Here is a 26092-nt window from a genome sequence, read left to right as displayed (position 1 = left end):
CGATGCGGTCGAATGGGAAGCCCGGTGGAAACAGGTCGTGGACGACGCCGCCGCGGTCGGCGCGCAGGAGGAGAGCGGTGAGGGGGCGGATGCGCCCTACCGGGGGCTGGCCCGGTTCGAGCCGGGCGACCGAGGACTTTTCTTCGGCCGGGACCGGCTCACCGCCGACCTCCTGGCTCTGCTGCGGCGCCGGCGGTTCGCCGCGGTGTTCGGCCCGTCCGGCAGCGGCAAGTCCTCCCTGCTGCGCGCGGGCCTGATCCCCGCCCTCCAGCACTCCCGGGAACCCGGCCTGCGGCCGGCCGTGATCCAGATCCTGACGCCCGGTGACCACCCCGTGCGCGCCCACGCCCCTCTCCTCGACGTGAGCGGACCCGGTGACGGCGGGACGGACACGTTCGTGATCGTCGACCAGTTCGAGGAGGTCTACACCCTCTGCCGAGATCCAGCGGAACGCACCCGCTTCATCGACCTCCTGCTCACCGCCCTCCAACCGGCAAGCCGCCTACGGGTGCTGATCGCGGTCCGTGCCGACTTCTACGGCCGCTGCGCCGAACACCGCGCCTTGGCCGAAGCGCTGCGCGACGCCAACCTCCTGGTCACTCCGATGAACCGGGACGAACTGCGCGACGCCATCGTCAAACCGGCCACAGCTGCCGGACTGACCCTGGAACGCGCCCTGACCGCCCGCATCATCCGGGACGTCGCCGATGAGTCCGGCGGCCTGCCCCTGATGTCGCACGCGCTGCTGGAGACCTGGCGAAGGCGCAGAGGAAGAACACTCACCGAAGCCGTGTACGACGCCGCCGGCGGGGTGAGCGGTGCCATCGCCCGAACCGCAGAGCGCCTCTACACCCAGCTCTCTCCCGAACAGGCCGCTGTCGCCCGCGACGTGCTGCTGCGGCTCGTCACCCCCGGCGAAGGAGCCCAGGACACCCGTCGCCCCGCTCTCCGCGCCGAACTGGCCGCAAGCACCCGCGGGGATGCCGCCTCGGTTCTGGAACGACTGGCCCGCGCCCGCCTGGTCACCCTCGACGGCGACACCGTCGACCTCGCCCACGAAGCCCTGATCACCGCGTGGCCGCGACTGCGTACGTGGATCGAGACCGACCGCGAACTCCTGCGCGCACACCGGCGTCTGACCCATACGGCCGGGGAGTGGGCGGAACACGGCAGGGACGACGGGGTGCTCTACCGCGGAGCACGGCTGGCCGAGTGGGACGGCCGGGACACCGGCCGGCTCAACGATCTCGAACGCGCGTTCCTGGCGGCGAGCCGCGAGCGCGCACAGGCCGAGAGGGCGGCGGTGAGGCGCCGTGTGCGGCTGACCGTGAGCGGGCTGACGGCGGTGGTGGTCGCACTGACCGTCCTCGCGGGCATCGCGTTCGTACAGGCCCGGCGGGCGGAGACCGGGCAGGAACTCGCGTTCTCCCGGCAACTCGTGGCGAGCGCGCGCGGCCAGGCCCAACTCGACCCCGAACTGGGCCTGTTGCTGGCCACCACCGCCTACCGGACCAGTGCGACCGACGAGACCGAGGCGGCACTGCGCCAAGCCGTGTCCGAGTCACGGGTGCGGGCCGTGCTCGCCGGCCACGGCGGGCAGGCCCTCGGGGTCTCCTTCAGTCCGGACGGCCGCCACCTCGCCACCAGCGGCGGCGACGGCACGATACGGGTGTGGCGGTACGGCACGACCCTGCGGGACCCCGTGGTGCTGCGCGGTGGCGGCGGCGAGGTGTGGACGCCGGTGTTCAGCCCGGACGGCACCCGGATCACGGCAGCCGGCGAGGACGGCACCGTCTCGGTGTGGAAGTGGGCGAGCGGCGCCGAGCCGGTGATCCTGCGAGGACACACGGCACAGGTGTGGAGCGCCACGTTCAGCCCGGACGGCCGCAGCGTCGCCAGCGCCGCCGACGACGGCACCGTACGGATCTGGAACGCCACGGGCAGAGGCGGACCGGTCGTGCTGCGCGGCCACGACGGGCGGGCGCTCGGCGTCTCGTTCAGCCCCGACGGGCGCCGCCTCGCCAGCAGCGGCGGCGACGGAACGGTACGCGTCTGGGATGTCGGGAGCCGGCGGACGACCGTGGTGCTGCGCGGGCACAGCAACTCCGTGGAGGCCCTCGCCTTCAGCCCCGACGGACAGCGCATCGCCACCGCGAGCACCGACGGCACCGCGCGCCTGTGGAACCCCGACGCCCCCGCCGAGTCGGTCGTGCTCGGCAGCCACGACGGCACGGCGGAGGGCATCGGCTTCAGCCGGGACGGCGCCCGGGTCGCCAGCACAGGCAACGACGGCACCGTGCGGATCTGGAACGTGCGTCACCGCGCCGCGCCGCTGATCCTGCGCGGGCATCGCGGCACCGTGACCGCGGTCGCGTTCGCCGCCGACGGACGGCGCCTGGCGAGCGCCAGCCAGGACGGCACCGTACGGATCTGGGAGGCGGCCCCGACGGGCAGCGACCGCGTCCTGACCGGTCACGACGGGCCGGTGTGGGCGACGGCGCCCAGCCGGGACGGCCGTCGGCTCGCCAGCGCCGGCGCCGACGGGACCGTGCGCGTCTGGCGGACCGGGAGCACCGCCCCGCCGACCGTGCTGCGCGGGCATCACGGCGAGGTCCTCGGGGTGGCATTCAGCCCGGACGGCCGCCGGGTGGCCGCAACCGGCGACGACGGAACCACACGGATCTGGCCGGTCGACAGCACGACGAAACCCGTCGTGCTGCGCGGCCACCACGGGCCGGTGTGGACCGCGGCGTTCAGCCCCGACGGGCGCCGGCTGGTCACCGGCGGCAGCGACGGCACCGTACGGATCTGGCACACCACTTCGGGCGCGGACCCCTTGGTGGTCGACACCGGCCAGGACAAAGTGCGGTACGTCGCCTACAGCCCCGACGGGCGACGCGTGGCCGCGGCCGGCCTGGACGGCACCATCCACGTCCTGGACCCCGGCACCGGCAAGGACCTGAAGGTCCTCCGTGGTCACAACGGCCTGGTGTGGACGGTGGCGTTCAGCCCCGACGGACGGCACCTCGTCAGCGGCGGCAACGACGGATCGGCCAGGCTGTGGAATCTCACCGGGCCCGGCAGACCACGGGTCTTGAACGGACATCAAGGAGTGGTGTGGAGCGTGTCGTTCGGCCCCGACGGCCGTCGAGTGGTGACCAGCGGCAACGACGCGACCACCCGGATCTGGAGCACCACCGACAACAGCCCGCCCCTGATCCTGCACGGCTTCGGCGCCTCCGTGGAGAACACGAACTTCCTGCCCGGCAACCGGTTCGTCAGCTCGCACGACGACGGCACCGTACGCGTCTGGACCTGCCGCCCCTGCGAACCGATCGACGAGCTCCTGCGGCGTTCCCGGCACGGCGTCACCCGGGAACTGACCCCGGAGGAACGGGCCCGTTACCTCAACGAGTCAGCCGGATGAGGCCGCGCCGGGCATCACACGCTGATGTGATCCTGGTGTCGTCCGGGTCGAGATCTGGCGATGCCGTCCGGCGCACGGAAGCGGCCTGTGGAGGCGGGGGCAGTGCGTGAGCAGGGCGTGCCGGACGTCGAGCCGAGCCGCTCGAAGAACGACCGGGGCAGCCGCCCGGCCTTCTCCCACTCGGCGTAAGTGTTTCTCCTCGAACTCGATCGGGCTGAGGAAGCCGAGCCGTTCCTGGATGCGGCGGGAGTCAGAGAAACCGTCGATGTACTCGAAGAGTGCGAGGTTCGCCCCGGCCCTCGTGGGGAAAGTGCGCCCGCGGATGCACTCGGTCTCGATGAGCATCCACGGATTCTCCGCGAGGGTGTTGTCGCAGGAGTCCCCGACCGAGCCCACGGACGCCTGAACTCCCGCTCGTAGCAAGCGGGTTGTCAGCTTCACGGACCTGTGCCGACAGCCGTGGCCGGCATGATGAATGAGCTGTCCGGGCTCGGACTGGAGGGCGGTGAGGACCAGGTCGGCGTCCGCGCGGGCGGGACTCCCAGGCCACCACCCGGCGCGAGAACGCATCCCGGATCGCGGACAGCCACAACGGCCCCTCGCCGGTCGCGATCATCGTCAGGCCGGTGGTGACCCACAGCAGGTTCGGCGTGGGCGTCGCGTTCGACCAGGTCCGGGGCTGGGGTGGCCTTCGGGTCGCGGCGTGTGAAGCCCTTGCGGCGGGGGCTGATGCCCGCGATGTCGGCCTCGCGCATCAGGCGTTCTGCCCTCCCGCAAGCGGGGGGACCCCCAGGTGCGGGTGCTCGTCAAGAAGCGCGGTCACCTGGGCCAGGTCCGTTCGAGTTGGGCCGCGGAAAGAGCCGGGGCCGTTCGCAGCACCTCGTTGGCCCGCTTGAGCTGGGTATTCTCCTTGCGCAGTGCCGTAAGTTCGGCGCGTTCGTCGGTGGTGAGCCGCTCGTCGCGCTCGCTGGCGTCGGCCTCGGCGTGCACCCCGAGGCCGACGGCCAACTTCTTGATCTGGGGCTTCGGCTCGGTGGTGCGGTACATCCGAACCGCACGGTCACGCAACTCGAGCGAACATTTCCGGGGTGCAGCCATGGTCACTGGTCCTCTCAAGAGTCCCATCTGACCCGCTGTCAGCGTCCTCCGCATCTCGGGAGAACCTCACTGTCGCGGCGGGAGAACCTGAACCGGCGGCGGAGGACACGGGGGACGTGTTCTCCGCCGCCGGTGGGTAGGGGGCCGGGTCGGTGTGCGGTCAGATGATGCGGCGGGGTGCGTCGAACTGGTCGACGGGTGCGACCGGGCAGGCCGCCGAGGGGCCGCCGAGCACGTTGCCGCCGACGCCCTCGGCGTTGGGGACCGCGCAGCGCAGGTCGACGTTGACGAGCGGGGCGCCGTACGTGTTGAGGATGCCGCTCGCGTCGCCGCCGATGGCCGTGTCGCCGTTGCGGGTGGCGAAGTCGGAGGCGCTGCCGGTGCCGTCGGCGGTCGGGCCGTAGGCGACGCGGGCGGCGCTGTTCATCTCGCCCGCGCGGGTGGCGGTCATGTTCTCGGCGCCGGGACCGCTGGTGTGCGCCGAGGCGGCGCCGGAGGCGGCGAGGGTGGCGGCGGAGGCCAGGGCCGCGCCGGCCAGAACCTTCTTGATCATGGGGTGTTCTCCAGAGTGGGTAAGGGGAGAAGGGTTGTTCCGGGGCCGGCACGGGGGACATGACGGCCTCGGCACCGGCTCAAACAGATCCAGCCGGAGGTGCGTCACGGGCCGTCAGTCGTACGGCGTATCCGGTTACCGCCGAGGAGGGGTGCAGGGCGCGGTGGGTGACGCCACGTCACCTGGGCGGCGCCCGGTCACGCTGTCGGGCGGGGGATCACCGGATGATCGGTACTTCGGGAACCCGCGCGGCTCTGTTCCGGTAGTTCGTGGTCGGCTGAGTGCGGGCCGGCCCGCAGGCGACGTCGACGCCACGTCCGCCGAACGACACAGGCCAGGCCGGAGCGGAGCTGCGCGGGACACGGCCGGAGTGGCGTCGCCTGGCCGTGACCGTGCGTCCGGTGCCGGGCGGATCGTGGTGGGTGCCGTCCCGCCGAGTGGTGCGGCCGGTCGAGCTGACGGAACTCCCGCGTCGCGGCCCGTACCGCCCTCGCCGCAGCTCCCGCCGAGGCTCGCTGGACCGTGACCGGCCGCGCCCACGCCTCCGCCTGTACATCACCCCTGCTCACGCTTCCCTTCACGGCCGTACCCCTGCCATGCGGTGGAATCCGCTCCCCGCCCGGGTGAAACACCGTCAACGATCCGACGCGCAGAGGGAAACCGTCGAGATATGCGAACCCGTCACAGACCGCGTCCCCTTCCTCGCTGGGCCGCGGTGTTCCTGAGCACGACCGCTGTGCTCGTGCCCCTCGCAGCGCCCGCCGCCGCTGCTCCCACCACGTGCTCGGCGCCTGCCGGGCCGTATCAGCGGGAGGTGGAGAGGTTTCTGCGGCTCAAGGTGGACGGACGGCAGTCGGCGGTGGACTGCCGGGCGATCCGGGCGTACCAGCGGAGCCAGATCATCGAGCCGGCGAACGGCTATGCGGGACCCATCACCAGGAACGCCCTGTACTGGGAGTGGGCGATCTATCACACCAAGGAGTTGAGGGGCTGTCCGAAGCGGAAGGGGCGGGTGGTGTGTGTCGAACTCACCCATCAGATCCTGTGGGTGAGGCAGGGCGGGAAGGTCGTCGCGGGGCCGTTTCCGGTGCGCAGCGGGCGCGCGGGGTACCCGACGCGGACGGGGTGGTTCAGGATCGGTACGCGGAACAAGGACCACTGGTCGACGCTCTACGACTCGCCCATGCCGTTCGCCCAGTTCTTCAGCGGGGGACAGGCGCTGCACGGCATCTACGGCAACCTCTACAAGGAGCCCGCGTCCTACGGCTGTGTCAACCTCCGGTACGAGACCGCCGAGTTCCTGTGGAAGAAGCTCCGCAAGGGTGACCGGGTGTACGTCTGGGGGCGCAGGCCCGGTACCTGAGACGGACGTCGGGTCAGATCCGTAGATATGACGGCCTGTCTGATCAGGTGAGTCGTTCCGGTTTCCTCTCGTGCGTAGCGGATACGGGACCAAGAGTGATCGTACGAGCGGATTATCCGCTTGCCGGCCGCAGGGGAGACAGGCATCGTGCGTACGATCACGGCTCGTACCAGCCGCCACGCGCCCCTCACCCTCGATGCCGCCCCCGTGGACGCAAGGCGAAGGGGGCCACTGGCGCTCAGGGGCCGAAGGGGGACACGGGTGCGACCGGGCCCGCCGGCTGGCGTGTGGTGGGTGGCGGCGTATGGGTTAAGACGTCCACGCCGAGCGAGGCGGCGATCACCAACTCGCTGCCGGACGTCGGTAACAACCGCTGGTTCGCGGGTGTCACCACCACGGCCGGCCTGGCACCCGGCAGTCAGTACCAGGCGTTCACCGTCTGCGCCCTGGCCGGCACATACTCCACGAGCTGACGTCAGGCGCTCCCGCCCACCTGCGAAAGCCCAGGGCACCGCGTGTGCCCGGGGTGCTCGGGAGGCAGTCCAGGTTCAATGCCGGACACGGGTGGTGATCTTGTGAGGGCCGGCTGGGGGCGGAAACTGGCTGGGTGCCCGCCGGACGCGGGACGGTTCGGCGATCCGGCCGGCTGAGGGTGCGCACCGCCGCGAGCACGCGGGCCGCGCCGGTGCGCTGCCGTCCGCCGGAGGTGAGCAGTCCGGGCCCGACGCGTATGGCCGGTCGACCGTGGTGCGGACCGCGTTCGAGGCCGCATGGCCAGGACAGGTCCTCCGCGAACCGCAGCACCGAGACCAGCGCCAACTGCCCCGGCGACAGCCCGGCCGCCTGCGACGCCCGCCCTGCCCACGACCGCCGCGGCCACGCCCCGACCCGGGCCCACCTCACCCCCACCGGCAGCGCGGCCGAGGCGTGCCGGCACTGGGGCGTCTTCCTCGGCCTCAGCCCTGGCCGTGGCTCGGCTCGGGTGGGGGAGTCCCTGGGCCTCCGAGGGCTCCGCTTCTTCCCCGGTGCCCGCGGGGCGTTCGCCGTGCGGGCGCGAGCCCCGCACCCGCACAGGTCGACAAGGATGACCGCGGTCAGCAGCCCGATCTGCGCGGTGGAAGCGGTGAACCGCCGGACGAACACCCCGCCCGGCCCGTATGCCGGCCCCGGCCGTCTCCGCCCGCACCCCCGCGCGATTCGTCGCGTCGGCCCGGAAGCATGGTGCGCCCGGCCGCGCCGCACGAGTGGCGGAAAGCCCGGCACCGCCCGATGCTGGGGAGTGCTGTCGCAGGGGGGCCGTTCCCAGGAGTGAAACCCATGTCGCGGACCACACCGCACGACCCCGAGGCAAGCACGGCCGAGAGCGCTCTGCGCGCCCTGTTCGACGCCTTCGACGACGACGGCAACGGCACCCTTTCCTACGGCGAACTGACCGACAGGATGCGGGCCGCGGGCATTCTCGACGACGACCCCAGAGTCATGGACCTGCTGTCCGCTACGGACGACCGGACCCACGAACTCGGCTTCGAGGAGTTCGCCACCCTCGTCCGGCGCACCAGCGGGCTGATCCGCCGGGTGGTCCAGGACGACCTTGCGGTCCCCGGGTTCGCGGGACTCGCGGCGGACATCGACGTCCTGCACAAGGAGCTGACCGCGGAACGCGGCGGCGCCGTCGCCGACTACATTCCCCAACTCGCCCAGGTCGATCCGGAGCTGTTCGCCATCGCGGTGTGCTCGGTCGACGGACAGCGGCATCTGGCAGGCGACGCGCGGGAACCGTTCTGCATACAGTCGGTGTCCAAGACCGTCAACTACTGCCTCGCGCTCGACGAGAACGGGCTCGGCGAGACCCACACGCATGTCGGCCGCGAACCCAGCGGGCTCAGCTTCAACGAGCTCACCCTCAATCCGCAGGGGCGACCGCACAACCCGATGATCAACGCCGGCGCCATCATGAGCGCCTCGCTCATCCGGCCCCAGGCCGACGCGGCCGGCCGGTTCGAGCACGTGGCCCGGACCTGGCAACGGCTCGCGGCGGGCCGCCGGACCGGCTTCAGCAACAGCACGTACCTCTCCGAACGGGACACCGCGGACCGGAACTTCGCGCTCGCCTACTCGATGCGCGAGCACGAGGCGTTCCCCGAGGGCACGGACCTGCAAAAGACACTGGAGTTCTACTTCCAGTGCTGCTCCATCGAACTCGACGCCGACATGCTGGCGACGGTCGCCGCCACCTTCGCCAACGGCGGGGTGTGCCCCCTGACCGGGGACCGGGTCTTCTCCGCCGACACGGTGCGCCACTGCCTGTCGCTGATGACGTCGTGCGGGATGTACGACTACTCCGGCGAGTTCGCCTTCTCCATCGGACTGCCCGCAAAGAGCGGCGTGTCGGGAGCGCTGATGATCGTGGTGCCGCAGGTCATGGGCGTCTGCGTGTGGTCCCCGCGCCTGGATCAGCACGGCAACTCGGTGCGGGGAGTGGAGTTCTGCCGCCGCCTCGTCGAGCGCTACAACGTGCACCCGCACGACGCCGCCGAGGGCCAGTCCGGACGCAAGGATCTGCGGCGTGGGAAGAACCGTACGGCGATGGAGACGGTCACCGCCCTGTGCTGGGCGGCCGGACAGGGCGACCTCGACGAGATCCGCAGGCTCACGGCCGAGGGCGCCGACCTCGACGCCGCCGACTACGACGGCCGCACAGCGCTCCACCTGGCCGCGGGCGAGGGCCGTACCGAGGTGGTCGAGTACCTTCTCGCGCACGGAGTACGGCCGGAGCCGCGGGACCGCTGGGGCGGCACTCCGCTCACCGACGCCGAACGCGCCGGGCACCCGGACATCGTCCAACTGCTGCGCGTCAACGGACAACAGCCCAGGACCGCCGCAGCGCGTCCTTCACCGCGTACCCGGAGCCGGGTGCCGTCCCGGCCGCGCGGCGCCGCCGTACGCGACGGGGCCAAGACGCCCGCGTCCACGGCGGGAGTCCGCTGACCAGTGCCCTCCCGCCCCGCACGGAAACGAGAACCTCACCCATGTACGACAACGGCACCCACTCGCTGCGCGCCGACGGAGCCCGTCTCCTCGACTCCGAGGGCCGCACCGAACACGAGGCGCTGTGCCGGCTCGTCCGGGACGCGCTGGAGGTCCTGACCGGACGCAAGGAGGCCGACCCCTTCGTCGGCAGGGAGGAGGCGACCGCCGTCGGCACCATCGGAGCCCTGATGTGCGTGGCGGAGAACACCCGCCGCCTCACCGTCGCCGTGGAGGCGGCGGTGAGCGCCCTGCGCGTCGCACCGGTGGACGGGCACGCGGACGGCCGGCGCCCGCACTCCTCCCGCAGGAAGACGAACGGGCAGCGGATCGGCGACCGGTGACTCGAAGAACTCCGCATGCCGTCTTGGCGGTCTCGCGTCATACCGGCGGGTTGGTCATGTGTCGCACAATAGGAGTGGTTTTGGGCCCTGCGTCTCTGGTGCCTGATGCGAATTCTCTGGATCTGGCATTCCTCTCGCTCGACGGGCCCGAGCAGCCGGTGGGCACCCTGGTCATGGTGTTTCCGATATCGCCGAAATGGACCAGGAGACGGACCGTATCTCGGGCCTGCCGTTCGATCTCACTGGAGCATCGCTCCCCTGGGACGTGACATTGATCGCGAGCACCGAGGGCCGCGGCATCTTCCGTATCTGTCTGAGGGTGCATCACGGCTTCCTCGACGGTGTCGGCGCCATCGAGGCCGCGGCTGTCCTGTTCCCCGACGAGCCGGGATGCGGCGCCCGTCTGCCCCCGCCCCAGGCGCCGTCGCTGCGGGCGTTGACGCGTGTGCTCAAGGAGGCGGCGCTCGCCCTGGTGTACCGGTCCGCCTGGAAGCCGGGCGTTGCGGCCGGTTCGTCCCGCGCCGGCCGGCGTACGCACTGGCGGGATGTCCCTCTGACCGCTCTGCGCTGCCTCGCCGATTCCCACGGCGTCACCGTCAACGACGTCAGCCTCGCCGCGCTCGGTGTAGCGCTCGCCGACCGGACATCGCACGCGGTCACGGCAGGCGTCGTGATCTCGACCAGAACACCGGCCGAGCGATATCACATCGGTAACCGGCTAGGGTTTCACCGCCTGCGCCTCCCGGATCAACCGGCGTCGTTCGATGAATCTCTCGCCGCGGTCACGTCGCAGACAGGAAAGGTTCGGGCCGTCCGGCAGCGTGACGCGATCCGCACCATGATGGAACTTCGGCAGGCACCGCAGACCCGCGTTCGTCCCTTCCGCGCCATGTTCGACGAACGGAAAGTCCCGCTCGTCATCAGCAGTGTGACTCTGCCGGACGGTTACAGCGTCTTCGGCGCGGAAATCTGTGCGGCGTCCGCGATGCTCAATGTCTCTGAAGGATTTCCCGCGTACGTCTCATTCGGCCGGACAGCAGGAAATGTTCGCTGCACGACGGTGGCCGACGAAACTCGAGGTTCGCTTCTGACCGTGCCGGATGACTGGGCGAACGTGATCCGTCACAGCAGCTGACTCGCCTCGACGAGATCGCCGCCCCGTCCGTCACCTGCCTCGCGCACTGTTCGCTCCAGGGCCCGGTTCTCCGACACCGCCGCCAGGACCGCCGGCCGCGAGGCGAAGGACGTCCGTCCGCTCCTGGAAGCGTCTCCCCGCCCCGACGGTTCCCCCACCCGGCATCAGCTTCAGCCGGTTCCGAACAGCAGCGGCACCGCCCGGTGCCCGCCGCGTACGGCGCTGCCCGAGCCGGTGGGAGGGCCGGCCGGGCGCAGGCGGGGGAAGCGGGTGGCCAGGGCGGTGAAGAGGGTGGTGGCGGTCTGGCGGGCCAGGGGCGCACCGAGGCAGTAGTGCGGGCCGGCGCCGAAGGCGAGGAGTGCGGGGGAGGGGCGGCGGCCGGGGAGGAAGCGGTCGGGGTGCGGGACATGCAGGGCGTCGTACTGGCCCGCTTCGAGCATGATCAGGACCAGCGCGCCGTCCGGCACCGTGACCGTGCCGAGGTCCACGGGGCCCCGGGCGTAGCGCGAGGTGACGCGGGCGGGCGGGGTGGTGCGCAGGATCTCCGTGACGTAGGCGTCGGGGTGGTGGGCCAGCCGTGACCACAGGTCCGGGCGGCCGGCGAGGGTGGCGAGGCCGGAGGCGATGAGGTTCGTGGTCGTGTAGGCGCCGGCGATGAGCAGGAAGGCCAGGTGCAGCGGGAGTTCGCTCACCCGGCCGGCCGGGTGGGAACGGTCGGCCGCCAACTGCCTCATGTAGTCGTGCAGTCGGTCCGTCGCGCGGTCGGCGGCAGGGGTGGCGACGCCGGGCCAGTCCACGGCGGGGAGGAACTCCGCGACCCACCGGGCGAGCATCGGGCGGTCGGGGGACGGGATCGCGAGGATCTCGCCGAGGACGTCCACCGGCAGGGGCTGCGCGAGGACCGGTACGGCGTCGACCGCACGCCGGCCGTGGTCGCCGGCTTCCGCCACGGCGTCCACGTAGCGGTCGACGAGCCGCTCCAGGCGGGACTGCCGGGCGCGGCACGCCCGGACGGTGAAGTCAGGGGTGAACGCCTGCCGAAGGCGGCGGTGACGGGCGCCGTCCGCGTGCATGACCGACGTGATCATCAGCTGCTGGGCGGCGCCGGGCACGGCCGCGGCGTGGTGGCGCTGCCAGTACGCGTCGCGCTGCGCCAGCGCCGGATGGGCGAGCGCTCGGCGGCAGTCCGTGTAGCGGCTGAGCACCACCAGGTTGTCGCCGAGCAGGAGGGGGCCCGCCTCGTGCAACGCCCGGTAGAGGGGGTAGGGGTCGGTGTCCGGCGGTGGTCCGGTGTCGAGGAGGACGGCGGCGGCCTGCCGCGCCGTACGCACGCCGCTCACCTGCCCCGCGCGGCCAGTACGGCCGGGGTGTCGTCGTGGACGCCGAAGACCCGGTCGATCCAGCGCGCGGTCGTGGGCAGGGAGGCGGCGAGGACACCGGTGTGGTCGGTGCCGGGGAAGCCTTCCCAGGTCGCGTCCGTCCCGGCGGCGCTGAGGTCCGACGCGAGCCGCGCGCTGGCCGCCGGGTCGGCGATCGTGTCGGCGAGGCCGTGGGCGATGAGGACGGGCTGGGGGAAGCGGCCGACCGGCGCGTCCAGGCCGGCCAGCATCGACTGGAACTCCACGTCGTCGTTCAGATCGCGGGCCAGGACCTCGGCGGGGCTGTGGACGATGGCGTCCCGCAGCAGCGCGTAGTACGTCGCCTCGTCGGCGACCCGGGTGAGTGCCCGCCCGCGCGGGGTGAGGTGGATGTCGGAGTCGAAGCCCCGGTGTACGGATTCGAGGCCCTCCAGGATCAGCAGGAGCAGCGGGGACAGCGGGGCGTCCGGGTCGGCGGTGAGGCGGGCCCACAGGTCCTGGAACCGGTGCGGGGGTGCCAGGGCGAGCGTGCCCCGGAAGTCCAGCTCGGGGGCGTAACCGGGGGCGACGGCGGCGGTGTTGAGGGCGGCGTGGCCGCCCTGGGAGAAGCCGCAGACCAGCCAGTGCCGGCCGAACGGCAGGTCCAGCTGGCGGGCGGCACGCACGGCGTCCGTGACGGCCCATGCCTCGGACTCGCCGTGCAGGTAGGGGTGCCGGCCGCCGCCGCCCACGCCCTGGTAGTCGGTGACGGTCACCGCGTAGCCGAGGCTCAGCCAGTGGGCGAGGTAGTCCCGCTCGAAGGGGAACAGGCCCTTGCGGGAGGGTGCGCAGGCGTCGTCCAGGCCGGTGGTGCCGTGGGCGTAGCTGAGCACCGGCCAGCCCTGGCGCAGCGGGTCGGCGGCGGGGATCAGGACCATGCCGGTGACGGTGCGGATGCGGTGGTCGTGGCCGGTCGAGTGGTAGGAGATCCGCCAGCCGCCGGCCGCCCCGTCCGGGAGGAGCGCCGCCGGCAGGGGAGTGGCACGGCGCAGAGCGCCCGGCGGGAGGTTGGCGGCGGTCCGGCTCACGGGAGGGCTCCTTCCAGGGCGGTCACCTGATGTGGCTCCAGCGGACGGTGCTCGGGGCGGGAGCCGGGAGGGGCGGCGATCACCACGAAGTGCCCGGCGAACAGGTGCGGCCACACCCGCAGTACGCCGTCCTCGTGCAGCACGTGCAGGCGCCCGCGCGACGGCCGGACCCGGTATTGCTCCAGCCGCCAGACACTGTCGTGGTACGCCTTGACCGCGGCCTCCTGGCAGGCGAACTCCAGCATCGGATCGAGGCAGCGGGCTTCCGGGGCCCGGCAGCGGGGCAGCGGGTGCGGGCCGCTCCCCGCCCGCTCGACGTCGATGCCGAGCGGCCCGGCCGTACCCGCCACCGCCGTCACGACGTCCCCGCAGTGCGCGATGGAGACGACGGCCCGCGCGCCCACCACCCGGGGAGCCCCCGACGGGGCGCGCAGCACGGTCCACGCGCCCGTCCGGTGAGGTCCGTGCAGCAGGCGCAGCGCCGCGTGCGCGGTGATCCGGCCCAGGGCGGTCTCCCGTCGCCGCCACGCGGGCAGCCCCTGGAGCAGGGCGCGTTCGCCGGGGGCGAGGAGTTCCCCCGGCGGGTCGGGGTACCCCGTCCAGCAGGCGGTCACGGCGACGGATCTCACCGGCCCGCCGTCGCCTCCGACACCGCGTCGACGGCGTCCTTGACGGTGTGCCAGGGCGCCGCGCTCTCGCTGACGAGCGTCACGCCCATGCTGTCTTCGAGGCGCGTGGCGACCCGGACGACCTTGGCCGATGTCATGCCGTCCAGGTCGAGCAGCCTGGTGTCCTCGCCCAGGTCGGCGGCGGACAGCGGCACCACGGCGGCGACGGCCTCACGGACGGCGGCGAGGATGCCGTCACGGGACAGCGAAGGGGAAACGGTCATGACGAGTACTCCTTGTTCGAGTCGGCCGCCGGCGGTTGCCCGGCGGAGTTCTGGGCCCCGGTCATCAGGTCACGCGCCCGCAGCCGCTGCCACTTCCCGCTGGTCGTACGCGGCAGCGCACCCGGCGGCAGGACACGGACATCGAGGCACCCCACCCCGAGCGCATCGCCGATCCGCCCGCGCAGCAGGTCCTCCAGCGCGGCGGCGTCCCCGGCGTCCGAAGGCCCCTCGGCGAGCAGCGCGATCCGCTCCTCGCCGTCGGCCCCGACGGCCGCGACCGCCACACAGCGCCGCCGGAACACCCCGGGTACCTCACGGGCGAGGGCCTCGACGTCCTCGGGAAAGAGGTTGCGCCCCTCGCAGACGATCATCTCCTTGTGCCGGGCGGCCCAGTACAGCTCCCCGTCCACCCGGAACCCCAGGTCACCGGTGCGCAGCCAGGGCCCGTCGAAAGCGGCGGCGGTCGCCTCCGGGGCGTGGAGATAGCCGGCCGTCATGCCCGGCGCCCGCGCCTGGATCTCACCGAGCGTCCCGTCGGGAACGACGGCACCGCCCTGATCCACCAGCCGCAGCTCCACCCCCGGCCCGGCGACGCCCACGGACGTCAGCGGCTTGGCCCGGGGATCGCCCGCGGCCCGGGGCAGGACGATCCGCCCGTCGCCCAGCAGCGCCCGGTCGACGTACCGCACCCGTGGCACGGCGGACACCGGCGTCGCTGTCAGGAGCAACGTCACCTCGGCCATCCCGTACGCCGGGCACAGGGCGGCCGGTGACAGCCCGTACCGGGCGAAGGCGCGGGTGAAGCGTTCCATCGTCCCGGCCCGCGCCTCCTCGGCGGCATTGAGGGCGAACCGCAGCCGGCTCAGCTCCAGACCGTCGTACGGCTCGGTCGCCGCGTCGGCCATCAGCGCGTACCCGAAGTCCGGCGACGACATCGACGTGCAGCCCGTCCCGGAGAGGTAGCGGACGAACCCGCCGGGGTCGCGGACGAAGGAGAGCGGGGCCAGCACATGGGTCTCGGCGCCGGCCAGGAGGTGGGCCAGCGTCATCACGAGGCCCAGATCGTGGTGCAGGGGCGGCCAGTTGACGTGGACGTCGGCCGCGTCGATCTCCAGCAGACCGGTCAGGGTCCGGACACCGGCGAGGAAGGCCCGGTGCGTGAGCGCCACGCCCTTGGGGGCCGAGAGGCTGCCCGAGCTGAACTGCACCACCGCCAGGTCGTCGGGTCCCGGCGTCGGCAGGTTCACCGGCCGGGCCTCGCCCCGGACACCGTGCAGCCGCAGGCCGGCGCAGCGTCGGCGCAGGGCGTCGCCGAGTTCGGAGTACGGGGGAGTGTCGTCCACGACGACATGGCGTGCGCGGGCGGTGGCGACGATCCGGGCGAGGTGCTCGCTCTGCGCCGGGAGTTCGCGTCCCATCGGCCGGACCGGCAGGACGGTGACGGCCGCGCCCGCCCTGACCGCCGCCAGCAGGGAGATCAGGGCGGGCGCGGTGGGGGAGGCCAGCACGGCCACCACGTCGCCCGGGCGCACCCCGGACGCGAGGAGGTGAGCGGCCCGCCGGCGCACCGCCGTGCACAGGTCGGCGGCGGTCAGCCGGGTGCGCGATCCGGGGTGCACGAGGACGGCCTTGTGCCGCTCCCGGCGGCCCATGGCCTCCAGCGCGTCACCGAGGGTGCCTGCGTCGATCACCCTGCCCAGCCTGGGACGCCACGGGCCCGGGACAACTCCGGCAGGGCCGGACGGGTGAACGCCGCCCCGGGCCACCCGGACAACCGTCCCCGAAACGCCGTCCGCCTCCGCTCCCGTACACAGGACGGCATGACGACCACCGTCCGCCTCGCCACCATGAACGACGAGGTCACCCTGCACGTCGCCGTCACCGCCGTGTCGGCCGGGACCTCCTTGCCGCCCACCCGGCAGAGGAACGGCCGTCCACGGAAACCCTGTTGAAGCGCTCCGGAAGGAACCCGCTCGACATGCCGGACATATCCGCTTCCTCCATCGTGGACGCATGAACGACGACCCCCTCCTCGACCGGCTGAGGCAGACCGGCGACCCGACGGCGGACGCGGTGGTCCGGGACCTGATGGACAGCGGCCGGATCACCGGCGTCAACCAGATCCTGCGGGCCTTCGACGACAACGGCCAGCAAGTCCCCGACGGCCTGCCCGAGCAGCTCGCCGACTACCTGCGCACCACCGGCGCCGTCCCCGACTGGGCCGACCCGCGGCGGATCTCCGGCGCGTACGCGTTCTTCGAGGACGACGGCATGCAACTGGCCGTCAGCCTCTGTCTGAGCGGCATGGTCGGCTCCTACGCCTCCCCGCACGCCGCACGCGTGATGACCGAGACCCAGCGGCTCAACCAGCCCGCCCGCAGGATGGCGGAGACCTTCCAGTTCATCCTCTACCTCATGGCCGAGGACCCCCTCGGCGAGAACGGCCGGCTGATCCGGGCCTGCCAGAAGGTCCGGCTGGTCCACGCGACCGTCCGGAACATGGTCCTGCGGAAGGGGAACTGGGACCACGACCGGTTCGGCACCCCCATCAACCAGGAGCAGATGCTCACCGCCGTCCTGATGTTCTCCGTCGGCGCCGTGGCCGGGGCCAGGGCACTCGGGGTCCACGTCACCCCGAAGGAGTCGGCCGACTACTACCACCTGTGGTGCGTGACCGCCGCCCTGCTCGGCATGGACCGCGCCGCTCTGCCCGCGTCCCCCGAGGCGGCCGAGACCCTGTGGCGCGAGCGGCTCAGGCCGCGCGTGTGGGGCCCCTCACCCGAAGGCGTGGCGCTGACCGGGGCGTTCATCGCCTACGAGCAGAAGAGCCTGCCCACGCCCGTACGGGGCCTGGTCCCGGCGGTGATCCGACGGGTGACCGACCCGCGGGCCGCCGACTGGATGCGGGTCCCCGCCTCGCCCTGGAGCGCGGCCGTCTCCCTCGGCGTCGGCGTCAGCCGGGTCCTGGAGAACGCCGAGGACCGCTTCCCCGCTGCCGAACGCGTCCTGGACCGGCTCGGCCAGAAGGCGTTCACCCGGCAGGCCGTGCGCGTACTCGGGGGCCAGGAGCAGGAGTTCGACCTCCCGGAGTCACTGCGCGCCGCCTGGCTGGACCGGGGGCCCGCATGACCGACACCCTGCCCCTCGGGCCGGCTGCGGTGGACGCCGTCCGCTGGCCCGACGTGGCCGCGCTCCCCGCCCGCACGCCGGCCAACCGGCTGCGCGCGGCGGCGGCACGCGCGCTGGCGCTGCGGGCCGTCGCCGGGTACCCGATGCGGCTGCTCCTCGCCGACGGCACGGTGGCCGGAGCCGGCGGACCGGACGCTCCGGCCCTGGCCGTCCACCGGCCCGAAGCGTTCTTCCGCCGGATCGGCACGGGAGCCCTGGTCGGGTTCGGCGAGTCGTACATGGCGGGCGAGTGGGACACCGACGACCTGGTCGGCGTCCTGACCGTCCTCGCCGCCCACACCGCCGACTTCGTGCCGGCCCCGCTGCAACGGCTGCGCCGGCTGTGCGTGCCCCGGCTCCCGGCCGAGTGGCACAACACCCTGGAGAACGCGCCCGCCAACATACGCCACCACTACGACCTCCCCAGCGAGCTGTTCGCCCTCTTCATGGACGAGACCATGGCGTACTCATCCGCGCTGTTCCCCACCGAACCCGCCCCCGGATCCACCACCCAGGCGCAGCTCCCCGCCGCCCAGCACCGCAAGATCGACCGCCTCCTCGACCTCGCCCGCGTCGGCCCCGGCACCCGCCTCCTGGAGACCGGCGTCGGCTGGGGCGAACTCTCCCTGCGCGCCGCCCGCCGAGGCGCCCACGTCACCGCTATCACCCTCTCCCCCGAGCAGGTGACCCACGTACGCCGCCGCGTCGCGGGCGCCGGCCTCACCGGCCGCGTCCACGTCGAGCTGCGCGACTACCGGCACGTCCAGGGCGAGTACGACGCCGTCGTCAGCGTCGAGATGATCGAGGCCGTCGGACTGCCCCGGCTGCCCCTCTACTTCGCCGTACTGGAACGGGTCCTGGCACCCGGCGGCAGGATCGCCCTCCAGACCTCGTCCGTCGCCCACGACCGGATGCTCGCCACCCGCGACTCGCACTCCTTCATGCGCAAGTACATCTTCCCCGGCGGAGCGCTCCCGTCCCCCACCGCCCTCCAACAGGCCGCCGCCCGCAGCGGATTGCGCATCACCGGCTGGACCCGCCTCGACGCCCACTACGCCGAGACCCTCCGCCTGTGGCGCGAACGCTTCACCGAACACCGCCCCCAGATCCACGCCCTCGGCCTCGACGAGACCTTCTGCCGGCTGTGGACCCTCTACCTCGCCTACAGCGAGGCCGGATTCCGCGCCGGATACCTCCACTCCCTCCAGATGCTGATCACCCGGAACGAACCCCGCCCGCGATGAGAACCACCCGGGACGGCACGGCCGGCACCACGCGACCAGCGCCGGCCACTCCGGCCGCGAGCACGTCACCACCGGCACCCGCACCCACGGATTCCCCGCTCGACGTCACGCACCGTGCTCCACAGGGAACACAGCCGCCCGGCCGGAGGTCCCCTGCCGGGCGAATTCGTCGACGTACTCCTGACCGGACAGGGCGGAGATCCGCCGCATGACGGTCTCCGTGGCCTGCCGCAGCGCGGCGTGGCCGGGGTGCCCCGGGCCGGTGCGCGGGAACGTCATGGGAGCGCCGACGCGGACGACAGGGCGGTCGGACCACACCCGCCACAGCGACCGGAGGCGGATACGGTCCGTTCCGGTCAGACCGACGGGTACGACGGGCACGCCCGTGGTGAGCGCGTTGACGCCCAGCGCGCCGACCCGGCCGCGGTGCAGCCGGCCCGTGGCCGAGTGGGTGCCTTCGGGGAAGACCCCCAGGAGCCGTCCCTCGCGCAGGACCCGCGCCGACGCGTCCAGGGCCCTGGCCGCGCCCTGGAGAGTCGTACGGTCCACGGGCAGCTGCTCGCAGCCGCGCAGGATGTTCCCCATCAGCTTTCCCCTGACACCGGGCCGGTGGAAGCACTCCTCCTTGACCGCGAAGGAAATGGGACGCCGGGTGGCGACCGACAGGGCGAGCCAGTCGTAGAAGGCGAGATGGTTCGCCGCGATGATGGCGGGCCCTTCGGCGGGGATGTGCTGGGCTCCCTCGATACGAGGTCTCAACAGCAGGCGGCACACGGGGCGGCAGAAATTCACCAGCGCTTGATAACGGAGACGCATTTTCCGTCCAGGGGAGCGGTTGTAGGATTTTTCGACCTTTATTCCCTTGGAATCTTCCGTGTCCTCGGGAGTTTTCGAATTCTCTGCCTGTCAGCATAGGGAGGCGAATGGAAAGAGTCGATGACGCGTTCCGCGGCATACGGCTGACCGAGACAGGAGAAATTCGTGGAAGTGATCTATGACTACGTGGCGGGTCAGCTGGCGGACATGCTGCACACCGACAGTTCCGACCTGTCCGCCGACATGACGCTCGAAGGCATCGGAGTGGACTCCCTGATCCTTCTTGAGCTGTCGGTCCGGATCGACGGGGACTTCGGGACGGACATCCTCAACGGGCCACCGATCCAGCTCGACGGGATCGGCACCCTCGGCGACCTGGTCCGGACGCTCCGCCCCCTGCTGCCGGAGCCCTCGGCCGAGGTGCCGGCGTGACCCGTCCCGGCGCCCCCTGCGCCGCCGTCACCGGCCTGGGGATGATCACCCCGGCCGGCGTCGGCTGGGAGGAGACCTGGCGGGGCGTGCTGGCGGGGCGGTCCATGGCGGCCACCGATCCCGCGCTGGCCGGCCTGCCGGTCGACTTCTGCTGCCGGGTACCGGACTTCGATGCCCACGCTCTGGTCGGCAAGGGCGCCGGACGGCTGGACCGCTTCAGCCAACTGGCCGTCGCAGCCGCCCGGTTGGCGGTCGTGGACGCCGGACTCGATCCCACCGCGTGGGCGGCGGACCGGGTCGGCGTGGTGGTCGGCGTGGGGCTGCCGAGCCTGGAGACCTTCCAGAACGAGTGGGTCAAACTCCACGCCGGGCAGTACCACACCGTCTCCCCCCTGACCCTGCCGCGCAGCCTGCCCAACATGGCCGCGGGAGAGATCGGGATCCGCGTCGGAGCCCGCGGCCCCAACCTCACCGTCTCCACCGCGTGCGCCTCGGGCGCGACCGCCCTGGGCGTCGCGCTCGACCTGCTGCGAGCCGGCCGGTGCGACATCGTGCTGGCCGGCGGCACGGAAGCGGGTCTGACGGCACGCCTGCTCGTGCTGGCCGGGAGCCAGATGAGAGCCCTGTCGAGCCGACGCGACGACCCGGCGGCGGCCTCCCGCCCCTTCGACACCGACCGGGACGGGTTCGTCATGGCGGAGGGCGCCGCGGTCCTCGTACTGGAACGCCCCGAGCACGCTCTGGCCCGCCGCGCGGCTCGCGTCCGGGCCAGAGTCCTGGGCTACGGCGCCTCCGCCGACGCGCACCATCCGACGGCCCCCGATCCGTCGGGAGAGGGCGTCGCTCTGGCGCTGCGCGCGGCCCTCGCGGACGCGGACCTGCGCCCCGGGCACATCGACCACGTCAACGCCCACGGAACGTCCACACGCCTCAACGACCTCGTCGAGTCCCGCGTCCTGAACCAGGTCTTCCCGCACGCCCCGCCCGTCACCTCGAACAAGGGCGTCCTGGGGCACGCCCTGGGCGCCGCCGGCGCCATCGAAGCGGCCTGCTCGGTGCTGAGCCTGGAACAGCAGGTGATCCCGCCCGTGGCCAACCTGGACAGCCTGGACCCCGAGATCGCGCTGGACGTCGTCAGCAAGGTCCCCCGGCCGGTGCGGATGGACCACGTCATCAGCACGTCGTACGGGTTCGGCGGCCAGAACGCCGTACTCGCGCTGGGACGTTGAGCAGGGCGGTGGCCTCCGGACGACCTGACGCCGGAGAAGGGTCACCGCCCGGCGAAACTGGCTGACAGGGCCCGGAGTTCGTCGAACTCCTCGGTGAGGCAGGCGCGGAACCTGGCCTCGTCCGTGATGGCCGCCGGGTCCAGGGACACGGCGAGGTGACAGGTTCCCCGGTAACTGAGCAGGCAGATCATGAAGGCCACGCCGACCAGCGGCGCGAAACCGTACGCGGCGTCGACGCGGGCCCCGAAGAGAGAGAAGGAGTGTTCCATGCCGCGCGTGTTGCTGGTGACGAAGTCCGCGCCGGCCACGCAGCGCAGGATGTAGGGGGCCGTGGCGGGGGCGATCACGGCTGCGGTCGTCCCCCTGAACCGGCCGGGCAGGCGGCCCGTCGACGAGGCGTCGCGCGCGTTGTCCCTGACCTTGCCGACCCGGGCCAGGACATCCGGCTCGTCGGCGGGCGCGAGGAAGTGGACCGTGTCGAAGTGGTTGCCGAGCCCGTCGCCCCCTCCCAGCCTCCGGTACGCCGGGTGCGCGAGGGGGAAGCCGGTGCGCACCGTCCGATGCCGTACCCCGAACCCTTCGTGGTAACGCCGCACCCCGCCCAGCACGGCGGCGATGAAGGCGTCGTTGACGCTTCCACCGCCGGCCCGGCCGACAGCTCTGAGGGTGTCCAGCGGCACGTCCAGGGTGAAGAGCCGGCGCTCCAGGCTCCTGGACCGCCACAGCGGGGGCCTGGGCGCGGCGAAGAAGACCGGCAGCCGGGCGAGGGTCAGTGCCAGGGAAGCGAGCCGCCGCGCCAGCGGGACCCTGGATTCCTGGGGAACGGCCTGGGCCGACGGTGACGGTGTGCCGACGTCGGCCAGCAGCCAGGCCAGAAGAAGCCGGAGACCGTACGCGTCGCTCACACAGTGGTGGACGGCCATGATGTGCGCCGCCCGGGAGCCGTCGAAGTTCTCCACCACCGTGGCTTCCCACAGGGGGCGGCGGGGATCCCACTCCTTCGCCTGCGCACGGCGGCACAGCTCCAGGACGCCGTCCATGCCGTCTGCCGTGTCCCTGACCAGATGGGCGTCGACGTCGAAGTCCGGATCGTCGCACCACTCGGGCCGGCCCCACGGGTGCCGGGGCGGGCGGACCTTCTGCCGCAGCCTGCGGAACGAACCGCTCATCGCGGCATGGGCGGCCCGTACCGTCTCCCACTCTGGTGTGCGGTCGAGGATGTGCAGGAGAACGATGGTGGACCGGGTCCTGGGGTCGTGCCCCAGACGCCACATCAGCGAGTCCGCGACAGTCATCGGCTGAGCGTTCGTATCGCGCCCCTGAGACGGACGGGGGGCGTCCGGAGCGGTTTTCCGGAAGACGGTGAGGACAGACACGTACACGGCTCCTGACGTCGGGCACAGCGGGCTCACGGGGACCGGGGGAGAGGGCGGACGGAATGTTCGCACCTCGGCCCTGGCGACGCGGGGTCCCGGTCCGCTCGCTGGTCCGACCGGGGGACGGTTTCGTCCTCGTGGAGCAGCGGGCCACTGCCGCAGCGTCATGCCCCGAACAGCCGGTGATAGGCACAGGTGCGTTCGTCCGTCATGCCCCCGGCCACGAAGAAGGTCCCCCGTGTCAGTACGTCCCCAGGCCGGCCGAGACTGGCAGGACAGCCTGCGTCACGTGCGCGCGGTGGGCGCGCTGACCCCCCTGGTCGTCTTCCAGTCAGGAGCGTTGGCCGCCTGGACCGGGCTGCCGGTGTTCTGGTGGTGGGGAATGTGCACGTTCTTTGTCGTCGCTCCCCTCCTGGAACGTGTCCTCGGCTCCAGCGATGCCAACCCGCCCGAACCGGTCGCCGACAGCCTGGAGCGCTCTCTCTACTACCGGTGCTGCCTCTGGCTGTACGTGCCGCTGGAGTACGCCGCGCTGGTCTGGGCGTGCGCGCAGTGGGGGCGGCAGGACCTGGCGGTGCTGGACGCGGTCGGTCTGGCCATGACCGTCGGTGTCACGGCCGGCATGGGCATCAACGTCGCTCATGAACTGGGCCACAAGAAGGAGAGACGGGAACGCCTGCTGGGCCGGATCACGCTCGCGCCCGCCTGCTACGGCCACTTCTGCGTGGAGCACAACCAGGGCCACCACGTCCGGGTGGCCACCCCCGAGGACCCGGCCAGCTCACGCATGGGGGAGAGCTTGTGGGCCTTTGTCCTGCGCAGCACCTCCCAGGGCGTGCGCTCCGCGTGGCGCCTGGAGCGCAGGCGGCTGACGCGGCGCGGCCGGCGGGTGATGGGCCGTCACAACGACGTCCTCACCTCCTGGGCGATGTCGGCCACGCTCTTCACCGGGCTGGTGGTCTGCTTCGGCGTCCGGGTGCTGCCGTACCTGCTGATCCAGGCCGTCGCCGGTGCCGTCCTGCTGGAGAGCGTCAACTACCTCCAGCACTACGGCCTGCTGAGGGAAGAGCGCCGTCCGGGCCGCTACGAACGGGTCGGCCCGCGCCACAGCTGGAACAGCGGGGACACGCTGAGCGGCATCCTGCTCTTCCAGATGCCCCGCCACTCCGACCACCACGCTCGCCCCCTGACGCGCTACCAGGCACTTCATCACCGTGAGGAGGCACCACAACTGCCGTACGGCTACTCGACCATGATCCTGCTCGCCTGGTTCCCTCCGCTGTGGCGCCGGGTCATGGACCCGCGCCTGCTGGAACACTGCCGAGGCGACCTGAGCCGGATCAACATCCACCCGCCTGCCCGGCGCCTCCTGACAGAGCGTCATGGCATGCAAGGGAGGGGTGTCCCCGCCCGACGGGGTGAGCCGGGAGCCGTCTCCGGGCAGCCGGATTCCACCCTCTTCACCTGATGAACCAGGCCGCCCGGTATTTCCTGCCGGCGGGAGAATTCGGTACCGGGAAATCAGGAGAGAGCCCGGTACGGTTCTGCGCGTCGAACGAGTTGGATGAATCAGATCGACGGCGAATGCCGACCATCACATATCTGGCCGGAGAACGATGTCTGACAATTATTCCGCGTTGGCTCGCCGGAAGGATGTCGTCGTCACCGGGCTCGGGCTGGTCACCCCCGCCGGAATCGGCGTCGAAGCCACCTGGCAGGGTCTCCTGGCGGGGCGGCCCACCGCGGCGCCTGACCCCGTTCTCGCCGGCATGCCGGTGGACTTCAGCTGCCGTGTCCCGGAGTTCGACGGACGGGAACTGCTCGGCCACCGGCTGGCACGGCGGCTGGACCGCGGCGCCCAGCTCACGATCGTCGCCGTACGCGAAGCGCTCGCTGACGCCGGTCTCACCACGGCCGACTGGGATCCCGCGCGGGTGGCGGTGGTCCTCGGAGTCGGCAGCAACAGCCTCCAGCACTATCCGGAGGCGTTCCGCAGACTGGACGCCGGACACCCCGACCGGATCTCACCGCTGATGATCACCCGTAGCGTGCCCGGCATGGTCGCCGGAGAGGTGGCGCTCGCGATCGGCTCCCACGGCCCCAGCATGACGATCTCCACCGCCTGTGCCTCGGGCAGCAGCGCCCTCGCCGTCGCGCGTGACCTGCTGCGCGGCGGGAGCTGCGACATCGCGGTCGCCGGAGGAGGCGAATCCACCTACGGCGCGATCTACGCCGCGACGTTCGGCCAGATGCGGGCGCTGTCCACCCGTACCCACGACCCGGCGGGCGCGTCCCGCCCGTTCGACCGGGACCGGGACGGGTTCGTGCTGGCGGAGGGCGCCGGCATCCTCGTCCTGGAGCGCGCCGAGCACGCGGCGGCCCGGCGTGCCAGGCCACGGGCCCGGCTGGCCGGTGTAGGCAGCTCGTCCGACGCCTACCACTTCACCGCACCGCATCCACAGGGGCGCGGCGCGGCCGATGCGATGGACGCCGCCCTGCGGGACGCGGGACTGAGCCCTTCGGAGATCGGCCACGTCAACGCCCACGGCACCTCGACGCCGCTCAACGACATCGCCGAGAGCCGGGCGCTGCGCCAGGTCTTCGGCACCCCGCCGCCCGTGACCGCCCCCAAGGGAACCCTGGGCCACGCCATCGGCGGTTCCGGGGGGATCGAGGCGGCCTGCTGCGTCCTCAGCCTGGAGCGGCAGGTCGTGCCGCCGACCGCCAACCTCGACGTCCAGGATCCCGGCATCGACCTGGACATCGTGACGAAGACGCCCCGCGATCTCCGCCTCACCAGCGTCATGACCAACTCGTTCGGCTTCGGCGGCCAGAACGCCGTGGCGGTTTTCCTCCGGCCCTGAGGGAGAACCGCCGGGAACCGGGGGACGCGCAGGGAGGGAGCTGGAACACGTGATCCAGGGGATCACGTCGAGGATCGGCGAGCCGCCGGGCAGTGCGACCTCGCGGGCCCTGTTTCCGGCGCTGTGGACGAACGCGGTCAGTGGGGCGGGGCGACGAAGCCGTACGGCTGGCGTCAGTTGAAGCGCCTGCTGAACGCGGCCCAGTTGTTCTCGTTCCGGACGAGGCCCTCAGGCATGTTGAAGGCGGCGCTGCCCATGGCGACGAACTGGGTCATCATCAGCACCCCGCGGGCCATGTCACCCCGGTTGTCGGTGTGTGCGCTTCCAGTTTGGTGTAGCTCTCGCCGAACGGCGTCCGCGTGGAACGTGGGGTTGTTGTCCTCGGCCAGCGCGGGCTGCGCCAGTCCGATCGGGCCCAGCAGGGCGACCAGGACCGCCAGGACGAGTTCGACGACGGTCGAGGTGATGATGCGCCTGCCGCTGCGGTGTCCGGCCTGACCCCACAGAGGCTGGCAACCGGATCGTTGACCGGCACGTCCCCCTCCGCAGCCTCCGGTCAACCCGGGCGTCGCCGGACAACTTGTACGGCTGTTCCGACCGTGCTTGTCCCGCCGGTCGTGTACGAGCTGCGCCGCGCCGCCGACGGGCCGGGGCGTTCACCGTCTCGGCGCTCCGTTGTCGGCGATGCGGGAGGCGGAA

General features: G+C 72.1%; 24 protein-coding genes. 13 read left to right on the top strand and 11 right to left on the bottom strand.

Features of this window, described 5'->3' with window-relative positions:
* Positions 1-37 precede the first annotated feature (37 nt).
* A complete protein-coding gene (locus PV682_RS32070) occupies positions 38-3427 on the top strand; it encodes a WD40 repeat domain-containing protein (protein WP_319735268.1) in 3390 nt (1129 codons plus the stop codon).
* Here the strand turns inward: PV682_RS32070 and PV682_RS44410 are convergent.
* From PV682_RS44410 to PV682_RS32060, 3 genes are all read right to left on the bottom strand, one after another.
* Entirely contained in the window at positions 3416-3772 is a 357-nt protein-coding gene (locus PV682_RS44410; protein ID WP_407705777.1) for an IS3 family transposase, read from the bottom strand. The two genes, PV682_RS32070 and PV682_RS44410, sit on opposite strands and share 12 nt — an antisense overlap.
* A gap of 474 nt (positions 3773-4246) precedes the next feature.
* Positions 4247-4474: a hypothetical protein gene (locus PV682_RS32065; protein WP_319735267.1), complete on the bottom strand. Its 228-nt coding sequence runs from the start codon at positions 4472-4474 to the stop codon at positions 4247-4249.
* A 211-nt stretch (positions 4475-4685) separates the two neighbouring features.
* A complete protein-coding gene (locus tag PV682_RS32060; RefSeq protein ID WP_319735266.1) occupies positions 4686-5078 on the bottom strand; it encodes a hypothetical protein in 393 nt (130 codons plus the stop codon).
* An 814-nt stretch (positions 5079-5892) separates the two neighbouring features.
* On the opposite strand from PV682_RS32060, the gene PV682_RS32055 reads away from it, so the two are divergent.
* The 5 genes from PV682_RS32055 (at position 5893) to PV682_RS32035 (ending at position 10947) form a co-directional block, all read left to right on the top strand.
* Positions 5893-6441 (top strand): L,D-transpeptidase, encoded by a 549-nt coding sequence (locus PV682_RS32055; protein ID WP_319735265.1) that lies wholly within the window; start codon positions 5893-5895, stop codon positions 6439-6441.
* A gap of 290 nt (positions 6442-6731) precedes the next feature.
* Positions 6732-6914: a hypothetical protein gene (locus PV682_RS32050; RefSeq protein ID WP_319735264.1), complete on the top strand. Its 183-nt coding sequence runs from the start codon at positions 6732-6734 to the stop codon at positions 6912-6914.
* Positions 6915-7758: 844 nt separating this feature from the next.
* Positions 7759-9429 carry a glutaminase A gene (glsA, locus tag PV682_RS32045; protein ID WP_319735263.1) on the top strand — a complete coding sequence of 557 codons (1671 nt, stop codon included), beginning with the start codon at positions 7759-7761 and terminating at the stop codon, positions 9427-9429.
* 41 nt (positions 9430-9470) lie between these two features.
* Entirely contained in the window at positions 9471-9812 is a 342-nt protein-coding gene (locus PV682_RS32040) for a hypothetical protein (RefSeq protein WP_319735262.1), read from the top strand.
* Positions 9813-10008: 196 nt separating this feature from the next.
* The gene (locus PV682_RS32035; protein WP_319735261.1) at positions 10009-10947 is read left to right on the top strand and encodes a WS/DGAT/MGAT family O-acyltransferase; all 939 of its coding nucleotides are present in this window, start codon (positions 10009-10011) and stop codon (positions 10945-10947) included.
* A 170-nt stretch (positions 10948-11117) separates the two neighbouring features.
* Here PV682_RS32035 and PV682_RS32030 read toward each other — a convergent pair whose 3' ends face one another.
* The 5 genes from PV682_RS32030 to PV682_RS32010 are packed head-to-tail and all read right to left on the bottom strand — an operon-like array spanning position 11118 to position 15955.
* Positions 11118-12278 (bottom strand): cytochrome P450, encoded by a 1161-nt coding sequence (locus PV682_RS32030; protein WP_319735260.1) that lies wholly within the window; start codon positions 12276-12278, stop codon positions 11118-11120.
* 5 nt (positions 12279-12283) lie between these two features.
* Positions 12284-13372 carry an alpha/beta hydrolase family protein gene (locus PV682_RS32025; protein ID WP_319735259.1) on the bottom strand — a complete coding sequence of 363 codons (1089 nt, stop codon included), beginning with the start codon at positions 13370-13372 and terminating at the stop codon, positions 12284-12286.
* Complete coding sequence (locus tag PV682_RS32020; RefSeq protein WP_319735258.1) at positions 13369-14001, bottom strand: hypothetical protein; 633 nt, start codon at positions 13999-14001, stop codon at positions 13369-13371. The genes PV682_RS32025 and PV682_RS32020 overlap by 4 nt, the downstream gene beginning before the upstream one ends.
* Positions 13998-14264 carry a phosphopantetheine-binding protein gene (locus tag PV682_RS32015; protein ID WP_319735257.1) on the bottom strand — a complete coding sequence of 89 codons (267 nt, stop codon included), beginning with the start codon at positions 14262-14264 and terminating at the stop codon, positions 13998-14000. The genes PV682_RS32020 and PV682_RS32015 overlap by 4 nt, the downstream gene beginning before the upstream one ends.
* Complete coding sequence (locus PV682_RS32010) at positions 14261-15955, bottom strand: AMP-binding protein (protein ID WP_319735256.1); 1695 nt, start codon at positions 15953-15955, stop codon at positions 14261-14263. Before PV682_RS32010 ends, PV682_RS32015 begins: the two co-directional genes overlap by 4 nt.
* 129 nt (positions 15956-16084) lie before the next feature.
* On the opposite strand from PV682_RS32010, the gene PV682_RS32005 reads away from it, so the two are divergent.
* The 3 genes from PV682_RS32005 to PV682_RS31995 all read left to right on the top strand — a co-directional run bounded on the left by PV682_RS32005 (position 16085) and on the right by PV682_RS31995 (position 18676).
* Positions 16085-16216 (top strand): hypothetical protein, encoded by a 132-nt coding sequence (locus tag PV682_RS32005; protein WP_319735255.1) that lies wholly within the window; start codon positions 16085-16087, stop codon positions 16214-16216.
* A 61-nt stretch (positions 16217-16277) separates the two neighbouring features.
* Positions 16278-17393 carry an oxygenase MpaB family protein gene (locus PV682_RS32000; protein ID WP_319735254.1) on the top strand — a complete coding sequence of 372 codons (1116 nt, stop codon included), beginning with the start codon at positions 16278-16280 and terminating at the stop codon, positions 17391-17393.
* Entirely contained in the window at positions 17390-18676 is a 1287-nt protein-coding gene (locus PV682_RS31995) for a cyclopropane-fatty-acyl-phospholipid synthase family protein (RefSeq protein ID WP_319735253.1), read from the top strand. The genes PV682_RS32000 and PV682_RS31995 overlap by 4 nt, the downstream gene beginning before the upstream one ends.
* Before the next feature lie 105 nt (positions 18677-18781).
* Here the strand turns inward: PV682_RS31995 and PV682_RS31990 are convergent, their stop codons facing one another.
* A complete protein-coding gene (locus PV682_RS31990) occupies positions 18782-19468 on the bottom strand; it encodes a lysophospholipid acyltransferase family protein (protein WP_319735252.1) in 687 nt (228 codons plus the stop codon).
* A gap of 189 nt (positions 19469-19657) precedes the next feature.
* Between PV682_RS31990 and PV682_RS31985 the strand changes: the two genes are divergently transcribed.
* Together PV682_RS31985 and PV682_RS31980 are read left to right on the top strand one after the other, a co-directional pair.
* Complete coding sequence (locus PV682_RS31985; protein ID WP_319735251.1) at positions 19658-19924, top strand: acyl carrier protein; 267 nt, start codon at positions 19658-19660, stop codon at positions 19922-19924.
* Positions 19921-21153 carry a beta-ketoacyl-[acyl-carrier-protein] synthase family protein gene (locus PV682_RS31980; RefSeq protein ID WP_319735250.1) on the top strand — a complete coding sequence of 411 codons (1233 nt, stop codon included), beginning with the start codon at positions 19921-19923 and terminating at the stop codon, positions 21151-21153. The genes PV682_RS31985 and PV682_RS31980 overlap by 4 nt, the downstream gene beginning before the upstream one ends.
* Positions 21154-21194: 41 nt before the next feature.
* Here PV682_RS31980 and PV682_RS31975 read toward each other — a convergent pair whose 3' ends face one another.
* Positions 21195-22448: a wax ester/triacylglycerol synthase domain-containing protein gene (locus PV682_RS31975; RefSeq protein ID WP_319735249.1), complete on the bottom strand. Its 1254-nt coding sequence runs from the start codon at positions 22446-22448 to the stop codon at positions 21195-21197.
* Between the two features lie 319 nt (positions 22449-22767).
* Between PV682_RS31975 and PV682_RS31970 the strand changes: the two genes are divergently transcribed.
* Together PV682_RS31970 and PV682_RS31965 are read left to right on the top strand one after the other, a co-directional pair.
* The gene (locus tag PV682_RS31970; protein WP_319735248.1) at positions 22768-23997 is read left to right on the top strand and encodes an alkane 1-monooxygenase; all 1230 of its coding nucleotides are present in this window, start codon (positions 22768-22770) and stop codon (positions 23995-23997) included.
* Between the two features lie 148 nt (positions 23998-24145).
* Complete coding sequence (locus PV682_RS31965) at positions 24146-25393, top strand: beta-ketoacyl-[acyl-carrier-protein] synthase family protein (RefSeq protein WP_319735247.1); 1248 nt, start codon at positions 24146-24148, stop codon at positions 25391-25393.
* A 173-nt stretch (positions 25394-25566) separates the two neighbouring features.
* Here PV682_RS31965 and PV682_RS31960 read toward each other — a convergent pair whose 3' ends face one another.
* Positions 25567-25953, bottom strand: coding sequence for a hypothetical protein (locus PV682_RS31960; RefSeq protein WP_319735245.1), 387 nt, complete (start codon positions 25951-25953; stop codon positions 25567-25569).
* Between the last annotated feature and the right edge of the window lie 139 nt (positions 25954-26092).

Origin of the sequence: Streptomyces niveiscabiei (genome assembly GCF_033794345.1) — a bacterium.
Classification (GTDB): Bacteria; Actinomycetota; Actinomycetes; order Streptomycetales; family Streptomycetaceae; genus Streptomyces; species Streptomyces niveiscabiei.
This window is presented reverse-complemented; position numbering and strand designations above follow the sequence as displayed.

Excerpts from the sequence above, each read along its gene's own strand:
- PV682_RS31965 (WP_319735247.1), top strand. The coding sequence starts at position 24,146 with ATGTCTGACAATTATTCCGCGTTGGCTCGCCGGAAGGATGTCGTCGTC.
- PV682_RS32000 (WP_319735254.1), top strand. The coding sequence starts at position 16,278 with ATGAACGACGACCCCCTCCTCGACCGGCTGAGGCAGACCGGCGACCCG.
- PV682_RS31975 (WP_319735249.1), bottom strand. The coding sequence starts at position 22,448 with ATGACTGTCGCGGACTCGCTGATGTGGCGTCTGGGGCACGACCCCAGG.
- PV682_RS32015 (WP_319735257.1), bottom strand. The coding sequence starts at position 14,264 with ATGACCGTTTCCCCTTCGCTGTCCCGTGACGGCATCCTCGCCGCCGTC.
- PV682_RS32040 (WP_319735262.1), top strand. The coding sequence starts at position 9,471 with ATGTACGACAACGGCACCCACTCGCTGCGCGCCGACGGAGCCCGTCTC.
- PV682_RS44410 (WP_407705777.1), bottom strand. The coding sequence starts at position 3,772 with ATGCTCATCGAGACCGAGTGCATCCGCGGGCGCACTTTCCCCACGAGG.
- PV682_RS32005 (WP_319735255.1), top strand. The coding sequence starts at position 16,085 with ATGACGACCACCGTCCGCCTCGCCACCATGAACGACGAGGTCACCCTG.
- PV682_RS32065 (WP_319735267.1), bottom strand. The coding sequence starts at position 4,474 with ATGTACCGCACCACCGAGCCGAAGCCCCAGATCAAGAAGTTGGCCGTC.
- PV682_RS32035 (WP_319735261.1), top strand. The coding sequence starts at position 10,009 with ATGGACCAGGAGACGGACCGTATCTCGGGCCTGCCGTTCGATCTCACT.
- PV682_RS32060 (WP_319735266.1), bottom strand. The coding sequence starts at position 5,078 with ATGATCAAGAAGGTTCTGGCCGGCGCGGCCCTGGCCTCCGCCGCCACC.
- glsA (WP_319735263.1), top strand. The coding sequence starts at position 7,759 with ATGTCGCGGACCACACCGCACGACCCCGAGGCAAGCACGGCCGAGAGC.
- PV682_RS31995 (WP_319735253.1), top strand. The coding sequence starts at position 17,390 with ATGACCGACACCCTGCCCCTCGGGCCGGCTGCGGTGGACGCCGTCCGC.